This window comes from Acinetobacter sp. ACNIH1 (genome assembly GCF_002934695.1).
Lineage (GTDB): Bacteria > Pseudomonadota > Gammaproteobacteria > Pseudomonadales > Moraxellaceae > Acinetobacter > Acinetobacter variabilis.
Genome location: NZ_CP026426.1, coordinates 49,393 through 67,083, shown reverse-complemented (window position 1 = coordinate 67,083; position 17,691 = coordinate 49,393). Strand labels below are relative to the sequence as shown.

At 36.3% G+C, this 17,691-nt stretch carries 11 protein-coding genes, 7 pseudogenes and 1 other annotated feature; of the genes and pseudogenes, 9 read left to right on the top strand and 9 right to left on the bottom strand.

The window, feature by feature from the left end; all coding sequences use genetic code 11:
* Positions 1-40 precede the first annotated feature (40 nt).
* A complete protein-coding gene (locus C3F22_RS17100; RefSeq protein WP_014538385.1) occupies positions 41-1,009 on the top strand; it encodes an IS30 family transposase in 969 nt (322 codons plus the stop codon).
* Here C3F22_RS17100 and C3F22_RS17095 read toward each other — a convergent pair.
* The 8 genes and pseudogenes from C3F22_RS17095 to C3F22_RS17060 form a co-directional block, all read right to left on the bottom strand.
* A pseudogene (locus tag C3F22_RS17095) lies at positions 1,002-1,232 on the bottom strand (hypothetical protein); the annotation flags it as partial. The gene C3F22_RS17100 and the pseudogene C3F22_RS17095 sit on opposite strands and share 8 nt — an antisense overlap.
* Entirely contained in the window at positions 1,229-1,897 is a 669-nt protein-coding gene (locus C3F22_RS17090; RefSeq protein WP_004779994.1) for a hypothetical protein, read from the bottom strand. The pseudogene C3F22_RS17095 and the gene C3F22_RS17090, both read right to left, overlap by 4 nt.
* A gap of 162 nt (positions 1,898-2,059) precedes the next feature.
* Positions 2,060-2,308 (bottom strand): annotated as a pseudogene (locus C3F22_RS17085) (IS5 family transposase); the annotation flags it as partial.
* Positions 2,309-2,473: 165 nt separating this feature from the next.
* Positions 2,474-5,140: an excinuclease ABC subunit UvrA gene (locus C3F22_RS17080; protein WP_104427064.1), complete on the bottom strand. Its 2,667-nt coding sequence runs from the start codon at positions 5,138-5,140 to the stop codon at positions 2,474-2,476.
* Positions 5,141-5,182: 42 nt separating this feature from the next.
* Positions 5,183-6,404, bottom strand: a pseudogene (locus tag C3F22_RS17075) (IS256 family transposase).
* A 94-nt stretch (positions 6,405-6,498) separates the two neighbouring features.
* On the bottom strand, positions 6,499-7,476 hold the full coding sequence (locus C3F22_RS17070; RefSeq protein WP_004812046.1) for an MDR family oxidoreductase: 978 nt from the start codon (positions 7,474-7,476) through the stop codon (positions 6,499-6,501).
* Between the two features lie 99 nt (positions 7,477-7,575).
* Complete coding sequence (locus C3F22_RS17065) at positions 7,576-8,202, bottom strand: TetR/AcrR family transcriptional regulator (RefSeq protein WP_004812047.1); 627 nt, start codon at positions 8,200-8,202, stop codon at positions 7,576-7,578.
* A 341-nt stretch (positions 8,203-8,543) separates the two neighbouring features.
* Positions 8,544-9,443 carry a LysR family transcriptional regulator gene (locus C3F22_RS17060; RefSeq protein WP_004779974.1) on the bottom strand — a complete coding sequence of 300 codons (900 nt, stop codon included), beginning with the start codon at positions 9,441-9,443 and terminating at the stop codon, positions 8,544-8,546.
* A 101-nt stretch (positions 9,444-9,544) separates the two neighbouring features.
* Here C3F22_RS17060 and C3F22_RS17055 point away from each other — a divergent pair, with 101 nt between their 5' ends.
* The 6 genes and pseudogenes from C3F22_RS17055 (at position 9,545) to C3F22_RS17025 (ending at position 13,424) form a co-directional block, all read left to right on the top strand.
* A complete protein-coding gene (locus C3F22_RS17055; RefSeq protein WP_004779973.1) occupies positions 9,545-9,988 on the top strand; it encodes a CidA/LrgA family protein in 444 nt (147 codons plus the stop codon).
* 2 nt (positions 9,989-9,990) lie between these two features.
* Positions 9,991-10,674, top strand: a complete 684-nt coding sequence (locus C3F22_RS17050) for an LrgB family protein (RefSeq protein WP_004812048.1) — start codon at positions 9,991-9,993, stop codon at positions 10,672-10,674.
* 228 nt (positions 10,675-10,902) lie between these two features.
* Positions 10,903-11,067, top strand: a pseudogene (locus tag C3F22_RS17040) (transposase-like zinc-binding domain-containing protein); the annotation flags it as partial.
* A 12-nt stretch (positions 11,068-11,079) separates the two neighbouring features.
* Positions 11,080-11,717, top strand: a pseudogene (locus C3F22_RS17035) (IS3 family transposase); the annotation flags it as partial.
* Positions 11,355-11,471 (top strand) — a sequence feature (AL1L pseudoknot). (Overlaps the previous pseudogene by 117 nt.)
* A gap of 7 nt (positions 11,718-11,724) precedes the next feature.
* Positions 11,725-12,393, top strand: a pseudogene (locus tag C3F22_RS17030) (IS5 family transposase); the annotation flags it as partial.
* Between the two features lie 106 nt (positions 12,394-12,499).
* A pseudogene (locus tag C3F22_RS17025) lies at positions 12,500-13,424 on the top strand (IS5 family transposase).
* Positions 13,425-13,556: 132 nt separating this feature from the next.
* Here C3F22_RS17025 and C3F22_RS17020 read toward each other — a convergent pair.
* Positions 13,557-14,729, bottom strand: coding sequence for a replication initiation protein (locus tag C3F22_RS17020; protein ID WP_034424580.1), 1,173 nt, complete (start codon positions 14,727-14,729; stop codon positions 13,557-13,559).
* Between the two features lie 860 nt (positions 14,730-15,589).
* Between C3F22_RS17020 and C3F22_RS17015 the strand changes: the two genes are divergently transcribed.
* Positions 15,590-16,363 carry a ParA family protein gene (locus C3F22_RS17015; protein ID WP_001274705.1) on the top strand — a complete coding sequence of 258 codons (774 nt, stop codon included), beginning with the start codon at positions 15,590-15,592 and terminating at the stop codon, positions 16,361-16,363.
* 13 nt (positions 16,364-16,376) lie between these two features.
* Positions 16,377-17,288, top strand: coding sequence for a ParB/RepB/Spo0J family partition protein (locus tag C3F22_RS17010; RefSeq protein ID WP_004812054.1), 912 nt, complete (start codon positions 16,377-16,379; stop codon positions 17,286-17,288).
* Positions 17,289-17,691 lie beyond the last annotated feature (403 nt).

The following is a 17,691-nucleotide window of genomic DNA, read 5'->3' as shown; positions in this document are numbered from 1 at the left end:
GTCATACCATCATCTTAACTTTGAAGATCGTACTGCATTAATGCTTGAGTCAAGAAAAGAAGGCTTTTCAGCCAGAAAATTTGCTGAACTCATTAAAAGACATCCTAGTACGATCTATCGTGAGCTTAAAAGAAATAGCATCAATGACGTTTATCAAGCTCGATATGCTTCTGATAACACCTTCGCTAGACGTAGACGTGGTCACAGAAAACTCAAAATCGATTCAATCCTCTGGAAATTTATTGTTGAAGCGATCCGTTGTTTATGGTCTCCTCAGCAAATAGCAAAGCGTTTAAAGACATTTCCTGATTTGGATCAAACAATGAATGTAAGCCATACAACGATTTATTCAACGATACGCGCATTACCAAAGGGTGAGTTGAAAAAAGACTTATTATCCTGTCTGCGTCATGAAAATAAAAAGCGAAAAGCTAACGGTGAACCTAAAAAAGATTCTATATTACAGGATATTAAAACTATTCATGAGCGCCCAGCCGAAGTTCAAGAAAGAAAAATACCGGGTCATTGGGAAGCTGATTTAATTAAAGGTAAAGACAATAAAAGTTCGATAGCAACACTTATTGAACGAAATACACGGCTCTGTATCTTGGCAACATTACCTGATGCAAAGGCAGAATCAGTGCGCAAGGCTTTAACTGAAGCTCTGAAATATTTACCTGCAGAACTGCGTAAAACGTTGACCTATGACCGTGGACGCGAGATGGCAGAACATAAAATACTTGAAGAAGATTTAGGCATAGATGTATATTTCTGTGACCCACATTCACCCTGGCAAAAAGGCACATGCGAAAATATGAATGGTTTAATTAGGCAATATTTACCTAAAGGGATTGATTTAAATCAGGCAGATCAGCATTATTTAAATCAAGTTGCCATGTCACTGAATACTCGTCCTAGAAAAGCGTTAGATTGGCTTACACCATTAGAGAAATTTGCTCAGCTTGTTGATTATCATAAGACTTTTCAAACTGTCGCACCTCATGTTTGAATTCGCCCTGTAATGTACTAATGATCTTTAAAGTATTAAGCTCATCACGAAATTCTGGTAATTCATCATCACCAACCAATGTGAAAATTCGCTGACAAATGACAACAATACCAGCTAAGCTATAATGTACACGTAACAAAAATAATGCTTGGATAAGTACTTGTTCTTCTATGCTCGCATTCTGATTCATCCATTCTAGAAGCTGCTTAAAATAAATATTCATGGCCTCCTCCTAAGACGATAGATCCATGCTTTCTTAAAGTCTGTTAAAGCTAAAGCAACTTCTGCCGTTGGTGCCACACGAACAATTTGCTGCTGATGTTTTTGATAAAGTTCCTCTAATCGAGGTAAAAATACAAAAAAGTCAGCTATGTGAAAATAGGGTTGCACAGACTTGCAAAGCTCCTTTACTTTAATTTTTTCTAATAGCAAAAGCTTCTGGGCGATATAACCCGCTAAAACATTTTCGATTAAAAAAATACCACTAACTACCGGTGGTGCCCAATCTACCAATTTTTTAACAAAGGAAATCGGCAGCTGTTTAAAAAAATGCTGTGTATTTAAAAATAAAATCATTTCTTCTAAATCTAAATGCTTTAGTCGAAGTTGGTCTGCAATCACCATCTTATCCTGTGCTTTATCCGCTTTCCCCCAATGTCTTTTTTTCACACTGTTCTCTATAGTTTTTACATTACTTAAATCCCTAGCGACAGCACGCAGTAATTTGCGATATGTCGCGAGCAGTAGTAATGCTTGATTTTTAATCACCTCTGAAAACCCGCTCGTTTCCTCATCAAGTAACAGCATTTTCAAAACTAAAACAGGGCATGGTTTTTTAAACCTGCCTTCAGAAATTGTTAATGCGTCAATGAGCAATGGAGTCATCATTTTTTTCTGCACCGGTAAATTATTTTTAGCGTTACAATAATAGAATAACACAGTCCCAAAATTAAAAAAATTAATTCAAATAGATTTTATATTTAATAAAAAAGTATTTGATTTATATGGTTTATATTATTTATTTACTAACTTTATTTTTATACTAAATCAAAGTTTAATCAGACTTTGCACAAAGCCAGTGACCATATCTAAAGATAGGCGGAATAAGGATTTAATCATTAAGCAGCATTGGATAGCTGCGTCGGAGTAGGTTTGATTTCGTCCTTGTTTGCCTTTTGATGGAGCATACCATTGCGTAGCAGGATCAAACCAAATGGCAATATTTCCGCGACTCATGAGTGCTCGGTTATATGCGGGCCAATTGGTTGTGCGGTAGATTTTGTGTGTAGGCTTCTTCATTTGAAAATTATATCGCTGAAAAAGCCGTTACAGATAGGTTTGTGCAACAAAGCCCTTAGTTGAAAAAAGCTTTTAGATTTCATGCTCACACACCACCTAAACGAAAAATATCTAATTGATTTTACAGGATTTTAATTTAAGGTTTTATTCTACCCACTCGCAATATCAACGTTTAGTATCACGACTCACTAACTCATTAACTAAATATGGAGCAGTACGGCTATCTTGATTTTCTGTTATTTGTTTTGGTGTTCCTGCCACAACAATGTTCCCACCAGCATTTCCAGCACCTGGTCCCACATCAATCACCCAATCTGCTTGTGCAACGGCACGCATATCATGCTCAATCATAACCACGGTATTACCCGCATCGACTAATCGCTGCAATTGAACTAACAATCGATCTACATCTGATGGATGCAAACCTGTAGTTGGCTCATCAAGTATATACAGTGTATTTCCACGCTGATTGCGTTGCAGCTCGGTCGCCAATTTAATACGTTGCGCTTCTCCACCAGATAGTTCAGTCGCTGGTTGCCCTAAACGTAAATAACCAAGGCCAATTTCCTTTAATAATTGTAGTGAACGAGCAATCGAGACCTCTCCATCAAAAAAATCACGTGCTTCATTGACGGTCATTCCTAATACTTCAGCAATATTACGTCCATTCCAGCGAATTTTCAGAGTGTCATCATTATATCGAGCACCATGACATGTCGGACAAGGGGCATATACACTTGGCATAAACAATAATTCTACACTGACAAAGCCTTCACCTTCACAAGTTTCACATCGCCCTTTAGCCACATTAAACGAAAAACGTCCAGCATCATAATGAGCTTGGCGAGCTTCAGGAGTCCCAGCAAATAACTTTCTAACATGATCAAATAAACCCGTATAAGTTGCCAGATTAGAACGTGGAGTACGGCCAATTGGTTTTTGATCAACCTGTACCAGACGCTGTATAGCCTCCACATCACCAGCCAGAGAACCCTGTGTAACCTCGGTAACCAACATTCCTTCATTTAAAGGATTATTTTCATTATTGTTTTCAGTTTCAGATTCATTGCCTAAATATGAAAGTACTAACTCGGGTAAAGCTTGAGAAACGAGACTAGATTTACCTGAACCTGAAATACCTGTAACTGCTGTAAGTACACTAAGAGGTATACGAGCATCAATATTATGCAGGTTATGTCGGTAAATATTGTTAAGTTCAAGCCAACCAGAGGGTGTACGTCCATAACTTTGAGTAACTGGGATTTTATTAAATAAATAACTTGCAGTACGTGAAGCTGAAATCTCACTTAAACCCTGAGGTACTCCACTATATAAAATATTACCACCTTGCTCTCCTGCATCTGGTCCAACATCCACTAACCATTGAGCACGACGCATGAGCTCTAAATCATGCTCTACAACAAATACGGAGTTTCCAGCATCTCTTAATTTATCGAGAGAATCATATAATGACTGACTATCTGAAGGATGTAATCCAGCAGATGGTTCATCCAGTACATAGACTACACCAAATAGCATAGAACTTAATTGTGTTGCTAACCGCAAACGTTGTAACTCTCCCGCTGAAAGAGTCGGTGTGGCTCTATCTAATGTTAGATAACCAAGACCTAACTGGCGTAATTGATTTAAACGCCTCACCACACCATTTGCTAAACGCTGGGCAGCAATTTTCTTTTCATCTGAAAGTGCTGACGTACGTCTTACATCTGGAGATACAGAATGCACTGCTCTACCTGTTGCTGCTCGTTCAGATCTATCAAGTTGGGTTACTTTATTATTAGTCTTTTCTCCAGCATCATGAGCGTCGAAATTGCCAAGAACAATGGGCTCAAGCAGGCAAGTTAACTTATCCAAAGAAAGTTGCATAAACTCACCAATATCTACTCCAGCAAAGGTAATAGATAAGGCTTCTGGTTTAAGGCGTTTACCATGACAGGAAGGGCATATTTTTCCTTCCATAAAACGTGAAACACGTTTTTTCATCAACGTACTTTGGGTATTAGCAAAAGTATGAAGGACATAGCGACGAGCACCAGTGAAAGTGCCCATATAGCTGGGTTCTAGTTTACGTTTAAGTGCAGATTGAGTCTCAGCGGGGCTTAAACCAGCATAGACAGGAACTGTTGGGGTTTCTTCAGTAAATAAAATCCAGTCTCTATCCGATTGCGGTAAATCTTTCCATGGTCGATCAACATCATACCCTAGGGTTACTAGGATATCGCGTAAGTTTTGCCCGTGCCAAGCAGGTGGCCATGATGCGATAGCTCTCTCACGAATACTGAGTGTTGGGTCAGGAACCATTGTCGATTCTGTAACTTCATAAATGTGACCTAAACCATGACAGGTAGGACAAGCACCTTGAGGAGTGTTCGGTGAAAAGTCCTCGGCATATAACATTGGCTGATCGGCAGGATATGCACCAGCACGCGAATAAATCATTCGCACGAGATTTGATAAAGTTGTTACACTTCCAACAGAAGAACGGGTATTACTTGCACCACGTTGTTGTTGCAATGCTACTGCTGGTGGTAGACCATCAATAGCATCAACATCTGGTACTCCGGCCTGATCTATTAAGCGTCTTGCATAAGGTGCAACAGATTCGAAATATCTTCTTTGTGCTTCAGCAAAAATAGTTCCAAAAGCAAGTGATGATTTTCCTGAACCCGATACACCTGAGAAAACAACAAGTGCATTTCTTGGGATAGAAACATCTACATCCTTAAGGTTATGCTCACGTGCACCTCGAACTTCAATACAATTATTAGATAAAGTAATGTTATTGTGTTCACCAAAAGAATGTATTTTCATGTTTCTACGAGCCTGTAAATTATTTTGTGTAAGTCTCATTTTTTATAAATGATCTTTTAAGCGATCATCGAACTGAATCGTAAACCAATTCATTGCTAAACGCCAATTTTGAATTGGCATGGTCCATTTTTTAGCAGCATTTGAAGTTGCTAAATAAATGACCTTTTTCACTGAATCATCAGAAGAGAAGATCTTTCTCTTTTTAGTTGAATGGCGGATCACGCTATTCAATGATTGAATTGCATTTGTTGTATAAATCGCATGACGTATTTCAGCAGGATAGCTAAAGATCGTTCGGATATTTTCCCAATTTGCCCGCCAGGATTCTCCAATTTTTGGATACTGGTGATTCCATTGATCGCAGAAGATATCTTGGGACTTTAAAGCATTTTCCTCTGTACTTGCCTGATAGATCGCCTTCAATCCTGCTGTTACAACTTTGTAGTCCTTCCAGCTCACAAATCTCAGGCTATTGCGTACAACATGTACGATACACAACTGGATATCAGTATGAGGGTAGACAGAGGCTATCGCATCAGGAAAGCCTTTTAGTCCTGAGAAGCGCTGCTTCGCAAGGCAGGCTACAAGAATATCTTGCACTCCTCGATTTTTAAGCTCTGTCATGACTGATAGCCAGAATTTGGAACCTTCTGTTTGAGCAAGCCACATGCCAAGAAGTTCTTTTTGGCCATCCAGGTTAATGCCTAATGCTAAATAAACTGATTTATTGATTACTGTTGAATGCTGACGAACCTTAATAACAATGCAATCTAAATAGACAATAGCATAAAGACTATCGAGTGTTCTATTTTGCCATTCTGTCACTTGTTCAATGACAGCATCCGTCACCTTACTAATAAGGGAGGCAGATACATCGGCATCGTACATTTCTTTAAAAAAGCAACAATTTCTCTATTTTTCATTCCTTTCGCATATAACGAAAGAATTTGATCATCCATGCTAGTAATGCGAGTTTGATGCTTCTTAATAATCTGTGGTTCAAAAGAGCCATCACGATCACGAGGGATATCTAAAGCAAGCTGCCCATCTTGTGTTAGAACTGTTTTGGAGCTAAAACCATTACGTGCATTAGATCCTTTCTTAGGTTGATGCTTTTCAAGCCTAAATGTTCAGAAAGCTCAGTATTCAGAGCGGTTTCGATCATGAACTTTTTAAATATGGCTGTCATTTGGTTTAAATCTTCAGGAATTTTTAAACCTTTAGCTAATTCAGGTGCCATACTTTTGATTGTAGCTTCATCCATGTGAAGTACCTCTTTTTATTATGCTCAGTAGGATAAATGAAAATTAAGTACTTACACAAAATTTAGAACAGTCCCCACAACTCATTTTGTTGAACTATATCTGTACAACAACTCTACCTCGAATTTTTCCATCTAAAATTTCATTTGAAATATTTAAAGCATCTGTCAACTGAATTTCAGTCGTTACTGTTTCTAATTTTGTCTGATCTAATTCTGTAGCCAAACGTTCCCATGCTTCTTTTCTTAATTCGATTGGTGCCATCACGCTATCAATTCCATATAAGGTAATCCCTCTTAGAATAAATGGAGCAACTGTTGCTGGAAAATCCATTCCGCCTGCCAAACCACACGCAGCAACTGCACCACGATATTTTGTACTAGCACATGCATTGGCTAAAGTATGGCTTCCAACAGTATCAATTACGCCAGCCCAAACTTCTTTGTTTAATGGCTTTCCTGGGGAAGATAATTCAATACGATCAATAATTTCACTCGCACCTAGATAGGTTAAATATTCTGACTCTTGAGGTCGACCAGTTGAAGCTGTAATCTCATAACCAAGATGATTCAAAATAATAATGGCAATACTACCTACTCCACCATTTGCACCTGTCACTAAAATTTTTCCATCACTTGGTTTAATACCATGTTTTTGTAAAGCCATGACACACAACATTGCGGTATAACCTGCTGTACCAATAACCATCGTATCTTTAAAAGAAAAAGCAGAAGGTTTTTGTATGAGCCAATCACCAGAAACAGTGACTTGCTCGGCTAGACCTCCAAAATATTTTTCACCCACTCCCCAACCATTCAGTAGAACTTCATCTCTTTCTTTCCATGCTGGATGTTTTGATTCAATCACAACACCCGAAAAATCGATGCCTGGGGTCAAAGGAAAACTACGCACCACTGGTGAACGCCCAGTAATGGCTAAAGCATCTTTATAATTGAGTGTTGAATATTTGACTTCGACTCTAACCTCTCCTTCTTGTAAAGGCTTTGATGCAATCTCAGTAATTTGTGATGTGTAACCTGCTTCATCTTTATTAATTACAATACCTTTGTACATAGAACTTCCTCTCCATTTAATTAGACTGATTGTCTAGAATTAATTAAAAAATAAATACAGACGTCTGCATTTATTTTTTAATTAACTTTTTACGTGATTTTATTGTTTTACAGCTAAAGTAAACAAGCGATAAAATGCATCTAAGGGACTTGTTGATTTGACCAAACGTGCTCTTAGAACTGCACCTTCCCACCCAATCCAAAACTGATAAGCAGCTTCATCGCAATCAGCTAGGCTATATTGTGAATTTGACTGATGTAGGCAATCAGAAACTAATTTCTCCCATACCTTAAAGATACTTTCGATTCGGGCAATGATTTCTTGTGGCAAATACGACACTTCTTGTCCTAAGTTACCTAAAATACAACCTCGTTTAAAATCATATTTTTGCATTTTTTCACCCGCATCTTTTACAAAATTTTGTAGCTTTTCTAGTGGGGAAAGATCAGTTTGACTTAAAAACTTATTCAATCGCTTCACAAAATAAAGTTCATAAGCATCTAAGACTTCTAAAATAAAAGCCTCTTTATTTACAAAATAATGGTAGAAAGACCCTTTAGGAACTTGGACTGATTTCATGAGATCATCCAAGCTCATAGCATTCATTCCACGTTCGGTCAGTAACTCGATACCTCGGTGGATTAAAACTTCTTTAGTGTCTGCATAGTTACAACCGTGTTTGGTTGGTCGACCACGTGGTCTTTTGGGTGAGGAAGAATAATTCATATAATAAAAATAGACTATGTGACTAGAAATAACAACAATAAGATTATTTGACTGAAAATTTTATCTAAACGTCATCTAGTTCTCTTTTTTCACAGTACTTAGTCATTCATATAAATGTTCTTAAAAATCCTATAAGTTCATGAACTAATTTTTTATAACTTTCTATTATTTTTCTTCAAAATATTGAAATTAATAAATATATTGTAAAAATAATTTATAAACTAGATTTTAGGTAAATATAAGTTAAATGGACCTAAATTCCTTAATGCGATAGAACCGATGAATTAAACAGCCAAAACTGATTGTAACGACAATCAAAAACTGGTTGTAAAAGCATTGAACTAAAAGTGAATTTTCTGTTTATGATCTTTTACAATATTTAGCCATGCTCTAGTTGCAGGACTCATTGCTATAGTCGTATTCCAGGCCATACTTAAAGTCCAATTTAAACCTGGATTTTCCAATACGGCAGTGTTGAATTTTTCCTGATCTAATTGCTGGCAATATATTTGAGGAAGTAATGCGATTCCCATATTTGATTCAACCATTTTTGCAATAAAGTCCCATTGACTGCTTTTACAGACAACTTTAGGTTCAAAACCTACTGTATTTGCTGCTTTAATAATCATACTATTCAAAGTAAAGGTATCAGAAAATAATAGAAAGGATTCTTCTTTTAATTCAATCAAATTTACAGTTTTCCTATTTCTCCACTGTGAATCTTTTATGGATAGTAAGCACATTGCTGAATCAACAACTGGGATTGACGCAAAAGTCGGTCGAAAATTACCAAGTAAAATACCAACATCAATACGTTTATCTGCAATTGCTTCCTCAATACTATTTGAGCCTACCTCTAAAAAACTAAGCTGTATATCCGGATGTTGCTTATGAAATAAGGCAATAAGTGAACTAAATAAGACAGAACCTAATGGTGGTAAACCTAAAGTCAGTTTACCCTTTTTAAGTAACTTAACTTGCTCAATCGTGTTATATATTTTTTCATGTTCTGACAGTATGTTTAATGCATGCTGATAAATCAGTTCGCCTGTATAAGTCAGTACGACTTCACGTTTTCTTCCTGCTTCACCTTTTTTAAATAGTGCTGTTCCCAACTCTTCTTCTAAGCTTTTAATGATCTTGCTTAAAGTCGGTTGCGTCATAAACAAGCGTACTGCAGCTAAACTAAAACTCTGGCTATTAACAGTTTCAACAAAAATTTTAAGTGATTTTAGATCCATAAATTATTCCAATATAGAATAATATTTATAAAATTATTCATTATTTCACATACGTACAGCATATAAAATTACCTTATCTTCAAAATCAAGCTGTGATATTAATGCCTGTACAAATCGAACATCCGACCCGACTCAAATATATCAGTAAAATCATTTTGCAAATCAGTTTATTACTTGCTTTCTGGTGGATTGGCAGCATACTTCAATCCTTATTTAAACTTCCAGTATCTGGTGCAGTGATCGGGCTTTTTATTGTTTTAGCAGGTTTATTGACTGGATTTTTTAAACTTGAATGGATCAAGAGTGGCTCCGATTTTATTTTGGGTGAATTGGTTTTATTCTTTATTCCCTGTTTTGTTGGACTAATTAAATATAAACATCTTTTTTTAACAGAAGGCTGGCAATTAATCTTTGCTGTTATTCTGGGCACCATTTGTGTCATGGTGGTTACAGCATATAGTGTACATCTTGGCTTTCATTTTGAAAATAAAATCAAGAATAATCGCTCCCAATCTCTGCGTAATATAGATCAGGATGGAAAATAATCATGACTTTAATCGCCATTGTTTGTCTGATTTCAACTTTACTTTTTTATACTGTCGTAAAAAAAATCCATCAAAAATATTCTTATCTCATTTTATCACCAGCGATACTACCCCCTATCCTTCTGATTATTTTAATCTTATCTTTGAATATATCCTATGATACGTATATGCAAGATAACCAATGGATTGTCTGGATGTTAGGCCCTGCAACAGTCGCCTTTGCCATTCCAATTTATGAATACCGTGAAATAATCAAAACACATCTACTTTCTATCAGTATGGGCGTGGTGATAGGGATGCTAGCAGGAATGATCAGTTCATTTTATTTGGCTAAGCTGTTTAATTTTGATCAGTCAACGACCTATAGCTTAATGGCGCGTTCCATTTCTACACCTTTTGCAATGGAGTTGAGCAATCATATAGGTGGCTCTGTCGAACTGGTTATTTTGTTTACCATGATTACTGGTGTTATAGGTATGATCATTGGTGATATTGTGCTAGCCGCCTTACCGTTAAAATCTCATTTTGTCATGGGTGCATCTTTGGGCAACGCAGCACATGGATTTGGAACGACTAAAGCCTATAGTCGTGATAAAGAAGAAGGGGTGATTGCCAGCTTAACAATGGTACTTGCTGGTATTTTTATGGTTTTGGTAGGTCCTTTTCTGGTTCATCTGCTTGTATAGTTTGGTTCTGTCGTATTAAGGAATTTAGCTACATTCAAGATAGTGGTGATAATGCAAAAATGCGAGCTTATACCTCCCATTTTAGTCTTTAATTCACTTTTTCGCTTCGTCATAAACTATGCTATCAGCTCGTTTTCTAACGGTGTTCAGCAAGATAACTACCTAATCATCTTCGGTGGTGTTTCAATATGCTGAAAAAAATAGGTTGGCTTTTGATAAGATAGTGAGATGCAAATAACACTAGAAATCAAATGTCCAACCTGTCTAAGTGACAGTATAAAGAAAAATGGCTTCAAACTATATGGTAAGCAAAAATATCAATCCAAAAACTGCAAGCGTCACTTTATTGGTGATCATGCTCTTAGTTATCGAGGTTCTCATTCTAATATAACGTGTAGTGTTCCGATGAAAGAACCCAAATATACCCCTGAAATCAGAGAAAGAACGGTTCAATTATTGATTGAATCTGAAAAAGATTATCCATCGAATTCGGCTGTAATCACAGCAATTGCGCCTAAGATTGGTTGTACTCCTGAAACACTACGTGTTTGGTATCAAAAGCATTTAGATCAACAAAATCCTATTAAAGTACAACAGATATCTGATCAAGAAAAAATGAAGCAAATGGAACGTGAAATTAAAGAATTAAAGCGTGCCAATGAAATTCTACGTAAAGCAGCCGCTTTTTTCGCCCAGGCGGAGCTCGACCGCCCACACAAATAATGGTGGATTTTATCCATAACAATAAAGATCGATATGGTGTTGATGCGATTTGTAGGATTTTACCGATCGCAGCTTCAACCTATTACCGAACTTTAGATCTCGCTGATGAAAAGCATCGCTTTGCAAGGGAACATCGAGCGAAACGAGATCTACATGATGAGCATCATGCTGAGGAGATTAAACGAATTTGGAAGGAAAGTTCAGGTCGGAATGGTGTGCGTAAAGTCTGGCAAAAACTGAAACGTGAAGGCTATATTATTGCACGCTGTACTGTTGCTCGATTAATGAAAAAGCTAGGTATACAAGGTGTTGGGTGTGGTTAAGACTAAACAAAATCTTGAAAATTTTATTGAAGTTATTCTTTTTAGGATTCGTACGGGCTGTCCATGGAGGGATTTACCTGCTGCTTTTGGAGAACCAAATTCCATATTCAAGAAGCTTTCCCCATAGTCAAAAGACAATAACTTATTAAAAAATATTAAAGTTAATTTGATCTGATGCTGATTCGGAATAGGTGTCTAATGATGCCCGTAATGTGAGGGCTCTGCAGCACGCTACAGGAATCAAGGATCAAGCAATCTCAAAAAGTATCAGTGGAAACAGTTTTAAAATTCATTTGGGGGGGATTCTAATGGGAATCCTGTTTAGTTTCTAATAAAGGATGGCACAATACACGATATAAAAGTGGCATAGAACTTAGTTAACAACATAGACCTAAATAAGACAAAAATTCTCTATGCTGATAAAAGGTATGACTCTGAGTCATTGAGAAAACAGATAGAAAATACTGGTAATAAAACCAATATTTCCAAAAAATCTAATACGCTTTCAAATAATGATCATATGGGTTGTTATTTTTATAAAATCAGGCATTTAATTGAGAATACCTTTGCAAGGCTAAAGCAATTTAAAGTAATCGCCACACGCTATGATAAATTGGCTCAAAACTTCTTATCAGCGATCTACCTGGCTTCAACAATCATCTGGCTTAATTGATGACACGCCCTAGTAATTTTAGAAATAGATTTACTAATAAGATTAAAAGTTCTAAAACGATTTTGTTGCACGAAACTACTCTACTCTTAAAGGCTTCTTTAGCAATATAGTTTCCAGGACGCCTACATCTAGAATCCACCGTATAACCAATTGGTCCTCGTATAACTAAACTTTAATCAAGCGAGGAAATATATCAATCTGGTTTGACCCTAAGACCCAATGGTGCACAACCACAAGGCAAGCACGAACGAAATCAAACTTATTCCGATAAAGCCATTAAATGCTATTTAATGATCAAATCCTTTTTCCATCTTTTTTTATTCATGGCCACAGGCTTTGTTCGAAGTCTAATTAAACTCTGTAGCTTGAATTGGAGAGTACTAGATTACTCTGTCCTCTATAGATGACAAAAGCATATTGATATTGCGATAAGCTATTAAAAAATTCGTGATAGGTTACTGATAAGTTACACCTATTCATCGACTCTACGGGTTCAAGATCTTTAGGTGAAGGTGAATGGAAGCGTAAGAAACATCACCCAGAATACCGTCGAATGAGATAAACTTATTGTATAGATGTTGAAACCATGCAAATTCGAGCCGTTCACCTTGCGACAAATAATGTGAGTGATTCACAATTACTCAGGATTTGCTGGACCAAATTCAGTCAGATGAGCGAATAGATTCTGTCTATACCGATGGGGCGTAAGACATAAAATGCTGCAGAGAAGTGATTTCAGACCGATGAGCACATACTGTCATTACTCCAGAAAAAAATGCAAAATTCTAAAAAGATCAAACAACAGAATCTTTAGAGAAAAACGAATTATTAAAAACAGTCAAATGTCTAGGTAGAGCTGTTTGGAAAAAAGCCAGGTTATCATCGATGCAGTTTGATTAAAACCAAGGCGCATTGCATTAAATTATTAGGAGATGAGTTGACGGAAAAACATTTTTAAAGTCAGGTATGAGATTCATCTACGGGTAGCAGTTTTGGATAGATTTACGAAATTAGGCAAACTTTATACCTAATTTGCCTAACTTAGGAAGGATCTATCTCTAAAGCCTATATGCAATAGAGCCGTTTTTCTTCTATAGTCCTTACCACTTGTATTTTTTAAGAACATATATCTCCAAAAGTGTAGCAAGTTGCTACACTTTTTTCTAAATAAGGTCTTTACCAAAAATATCATTCAATCTTTCACGAATACTTTGAACGAATTCCGGGTTATTTTTAAGTTTATGCTTCATGTTTCGTTTAAAGTCATTCAGCCCTATACCAATTTCAGCAAAATCCATTTGGAATAAAGTGTCATTAATGACAATATTTGCTTGAGAGTCAGTGAGACACCCTACTTTTTTAAACCACTTCTTGAACTGCTGATAATTTTCATCATTATTAAAAATATACCAGGAACGTACATTCATATCGAATTTAGCACCTAACTCTTTTACGAATGCATTGTCTTCAAATGGAACATCAAGATAGATTTTTTCAATTACTGCCATTTCATCCGGTGCTTTATCAGCAATCCGATGATGCAGTTTGAAATTCACACCTACAATTGGACGGCCTTTCTTAACAGTTTCATACTCTAATTGTAGATCTGTATTTTCGTTAATTTCTGCCACTATTTTGTCTAATACATAGCGTCTAAAATCTACCCAGCGATCATATTTGGTTTCATTAATATCAATCAGTGCTTTCAAGTTTTCTAAAAGTAATGGCACTTCATAACTCTTTTGATTGGCGTACTTAAATTCGTTTTTAATGAAATAAGTATAAAGACTCATACTGGCAACAGAATCTAGGGCAAAAAGATGTTTTAGCTGATAGGTAGTAAAATTACCCCCAGCCAGTTGAGTGAAATACGGCAACACCTCACTAGTAAAACGAATCTGAATCGCATTTTTAGAGTCATCTTCCCATCTTAACTCACGGATAATGGGAACGACAGAATGTACTTTTTTAGTCTTTCTCTTACCATTATCAGCAGGCTCCTCAATAATAAAATGAGCTACCCGGGATGAAAGCTCTTTATAGATCCGATCTATTGCAACATTAATTGAGTTACGTTTATTTAATCCTAGTAAATCTGCCAAATCATCCTTATACAAATAAATATAAGTTTGTTCGGTAATTTCACCATCTACCCTATTTTTCTCACTATAGTTCGCAACCGCCATTGCATATAGAAGTGCCTTATATTCATTGGATGACAACTCGATTGGGCGAATTAAGCGGTTACTGGTACTGACAACGCCATTATGGCGAATGTTGCCTATACAGTAGGGAATATAATTCGTTTCTTCTTGCAATGGTTCAGATTCTGTCATAACCGTGATATTTATAATTTGACTTAAGTTTTTATATACAAAAGTGGAAAAACTTTCAAGACTTTCACCACAAGATTCTAAAAGTGGAAGGTCCGTCATCAAAAAAAAGCGTTATTATCTGGTTTTTTGCCTTTAAAGTGGAATTAAATACAGTATTTCCACCTTACAGTGACAGACCTTCCACCTTTAGCCCCCGAAATTACAGTTCAAAATGCTTATTTTTACTTTTTTTCTTCTAGATTTAGGTAAGCTAGCTCAAATAGAAACCCTCATGTGACAAGGCTTCCACCTTTCAGTTAGATTTGAAAGGTATAACTGCACATATAATCATCAGGAAATATCCAATAAAAACAGATTATCCACAGGTCAAAAATACACAGTGACAACCTTTCCACCTTTAAAGCTTATTTACGAGACTTTATTAACAACCTAAATTATTGTTTTTTTATATATTTTTAAAAAAAAATAGCAGTTTAAAAAGTAGCAGTGACAAACCTTCCACCCTAGTGACAAACCTTCCACTTTAGAGTGACAGACCTTCCACTTTACGATGACAAACCTTCCACTTTAGAGTGACAGACCTTCCACTTTAGAGTGACAGACCTTCCACTTTATGGTGACAAACCTTCCACTTTTAAAGAAATAAGTATTTGTTTTATATAATAAAAATATGCTCTTAATTATTAATTAGCTAAATAACTAATTATTCTAATTATTAATTAAGCTAGCCTAGTTAAAGATTTATTTTTAAAGCTGTTTTACATCTGAACAAATAGGATTTATAAATTTAAAAACTATAGTAAGATGAGTGAAAGTTATTTATATTACTAGACATTCAAATACGGAAGCATCTGACACGCATGTCTGCAAAAATTATTACTGTTGCTAACCATAAAGGCGGATGTGGCAAAACAACGACTGTTGTGCACCTCGCCTCAGAACTTGCCAATCTGGGCAATAAAGTTTTAGTCATTGATTTAGATCCTCAAGCAAACGCAAGTTTACATATTGGGATCCAACATCCAAGCGAAATTGTTGTGACTACAGCAGAATTACTGGTGGGCGATATTTCGTTGTTGGCAGATGCATTACAAGAAGAAACGAACTTTGAAAAAGTATCATTAATTTATGGTTCCTTGAATTTAGGAAAAACAGAAGACCAACTAAAAGAAGAAGCTCCCCGTCCTTCTGAAGAGTTAAATATCAAGCTAGAACTGTTAAAAGATCTTTATGACTTCATATTGATTGATTGTCCACCTAGTCTTAAATTATTAACCAGCAATGCGCTGGCATCTTCAACCCATGTCATTATCCCTATCGAATCCGGATCACAATATGGACTGTATGGGGTAACAGATCTTTTAAACCATCTTGAAAAGATCAAACGTATTAATCCAGATTTAGAGCTTTTAGGCGCTTTACTGATTAAGCATGATGAACGTCAGAATGTTTGTAAACTGATTCGAGATGAAGCCTTGAAACAGGTGGGAAAAATTTTAGAAACCACCATTCCTCAAAGTACTAAAGTCAATCAAGCAGCGATTCTGCAACAATCACTTTTGAAAGTAGAAAAAAATTCAAAAGTACGTAAGGCTTTTGAAAGCCTTGCCAATGAAATTGTAGCGAAAGTTTAAACCTGAGAGCATTATGGCAAGTACCAAGGAGCTTTTAGCTCAGAAACTGAAACAGAATACAGAAAAACACCAGCAAGCACAGAAAGACAATATTAAAGAGCTAAAAGAGTTTAGACGTAATGTCCCTATTGAGGATATCAGCCGCAGTCCAAACCAGCCGCGTAAAGTCTTTGAAGAGTCACAGTTAAAGGAACTGGCGGATTCTATTAATGAAATCGGCCTCTTGCAGCCCATTACAGTGCGTAAACTGGATAATCTGAAATATGAACTGATTGCAGGCGAGCGACGCTTACGGGCGCATCAGTTACTCGGTAAGTCTGTGATTGAAGCCATTATCATTGATGCAAATAATGTAGAAGCATCTTTGTTAACCTTGGCAGAAAATTTAAAGCGTCAGGATCTAACAGATTATGAAATTTTTATTGGCCTGAACTCTCTCGATGAGAAATTAAAGAAAAACAAGCAACGTTTAGCCAATTCACTGGGTTTAAATCGCGAAGATATGTACAAGTATTTAGCGTACGAAAAGCTGCCTCAAGCAATTTTAAATGACCTTGATGTGGAACCAGGCCTGCTAGGTCGTACTGCTGCAACTGCATTCAAAAAATTTCTATCGGATCATCTGGAACAACTTTCTGAGGCCGAAACGGCTTTACTCGGGGCTTGGGAAAAAGTAAAAGACAAAAAACTTGAGCAAAGTAAAGTTACTGCCTATGCTGAAAAAATATTGAGTCAGGATCCAGGAAAACTGACCACAACATCTGTGGTTAGAAAAATTGAATATGCAGGTAAGATTGCGGGGAATATCAAACTCAATCAAAAACAGCTTAAGGTTTCTCTGAATATCTCGGAAATTGACGAAGCTAGTCTCTTACAACTAGAAGATTTTTTAAAACAGCTTATTCAGAAAAGTGAAAAAGTGTAGCAAGTTGCTACACTTTTTTAGCACCCTCAAACTAATTACATCCTCATGCATTATTGAGATTTATTTTCTTAAGTATGCTTCTTTACATTTAGTCTTTGAGAGTGCTGTTACTTTCGACTAAGATTAAACTCTAACTTTCTTCTTGGGGACTAGTTTTATATTTATCCGGAAATATTTTATATGTCCATATAAGCCCCTCAGTTTTCACGTTTTGTATCAAAAAAAAATCAATTCCTATCAGATTTTCCGATAGGGAAATTTATATGCTGGTCGAACATAAATAATTTAAACTCGCTTAATGATAGCTTTTAACTTCAAGCTATTCGTTCTTTCTGGAGACCAGTTAAGCCAACATTAATGTTAGGTAAGCCTACTACTCGAAAAAAATTACAGGATTAATTCT

Excerpts from the sequence above, each read along its gene's own strand:
- C3F22_RS17010 (WP_004812054.1), top strand. The coding sequence starts at position 16,377 with ATGGCAAGTACCAAGGAGCTTTTAGCTCAGAAACTGAAACAGAATACA.
- C3F22_RS17090 (WP_004779994.1), bottom strand. The coding sequence starts at position 1,897 with ATGATGACTCCATTGCTCATTGACGCATTAACAATTTCTGAAGGCAGG.
- C3F22_RS17060 (WP_004779974.1), bottom strand. The coding sequence starts at position 9,443 with ATGGATCTAAAATCACTTAAAATTTTTGTTGAAACTGTTAATAGCCAG.
- C3F22_RS17100 (WP_014538385.1), top strand. The coding sequence starts at position 41 with ATGCTTGAGTCAAGAAAAGAAGGCTTTTCAGCCAGAAAATTTGCTGAA.
- C3F22_RS17015 (WP_001274705.1), top strand. The coding sequence starts at position 15,590 with ATGTCTGCAAAAATTATTACTGTTGCTAACCATAAAGGCGGATGTGGC.
- C3F22_RS17080 (WP_104427064.1), bottom strand. The coding sequence starts at position 5,140 with ATGAAAATACATTCTTTTGGTGAACACAATAACATTACTTTATCTAAT.
- C3F22_RS17055 (WP_004779973.1), top strand. The coding sequence starts at position 9,545 with ATGCCTGTACAAATCGAACATCCGACCCGACTCAAATATATCAGTAAA.
- C3F22_RS17070 (WP_004812046.1), bottom strand. The coding sequence starts at position 7,476 with ATGTACAAAGGTATTGTAATTAATAAAGATGAAGCAGGTTACACATCA.
- C3F22_RS17020 (WP_034424580.1), bottom strand. The coding sequence starts at position 14,729 with ATGACAGAATCTGAACCATTGCAAGAAGAAACGAATTATATTCCCTAC.
- C3F22_RS17065 (WP_004812047.1), bottom strand. The coding sequence starts at position 8,202 with ATGAATTATTCTTCCTCACCCAAAAGACCACGTGGTCGACCAACCAAA.
- C3F22_RS17050 (WP_004812048.1), top strand. The coding sequence starts at position 9,991 with ATGACTTTAATCGCCATTGTTTGTCTGATTTCAACTTTACTTTTTTAT.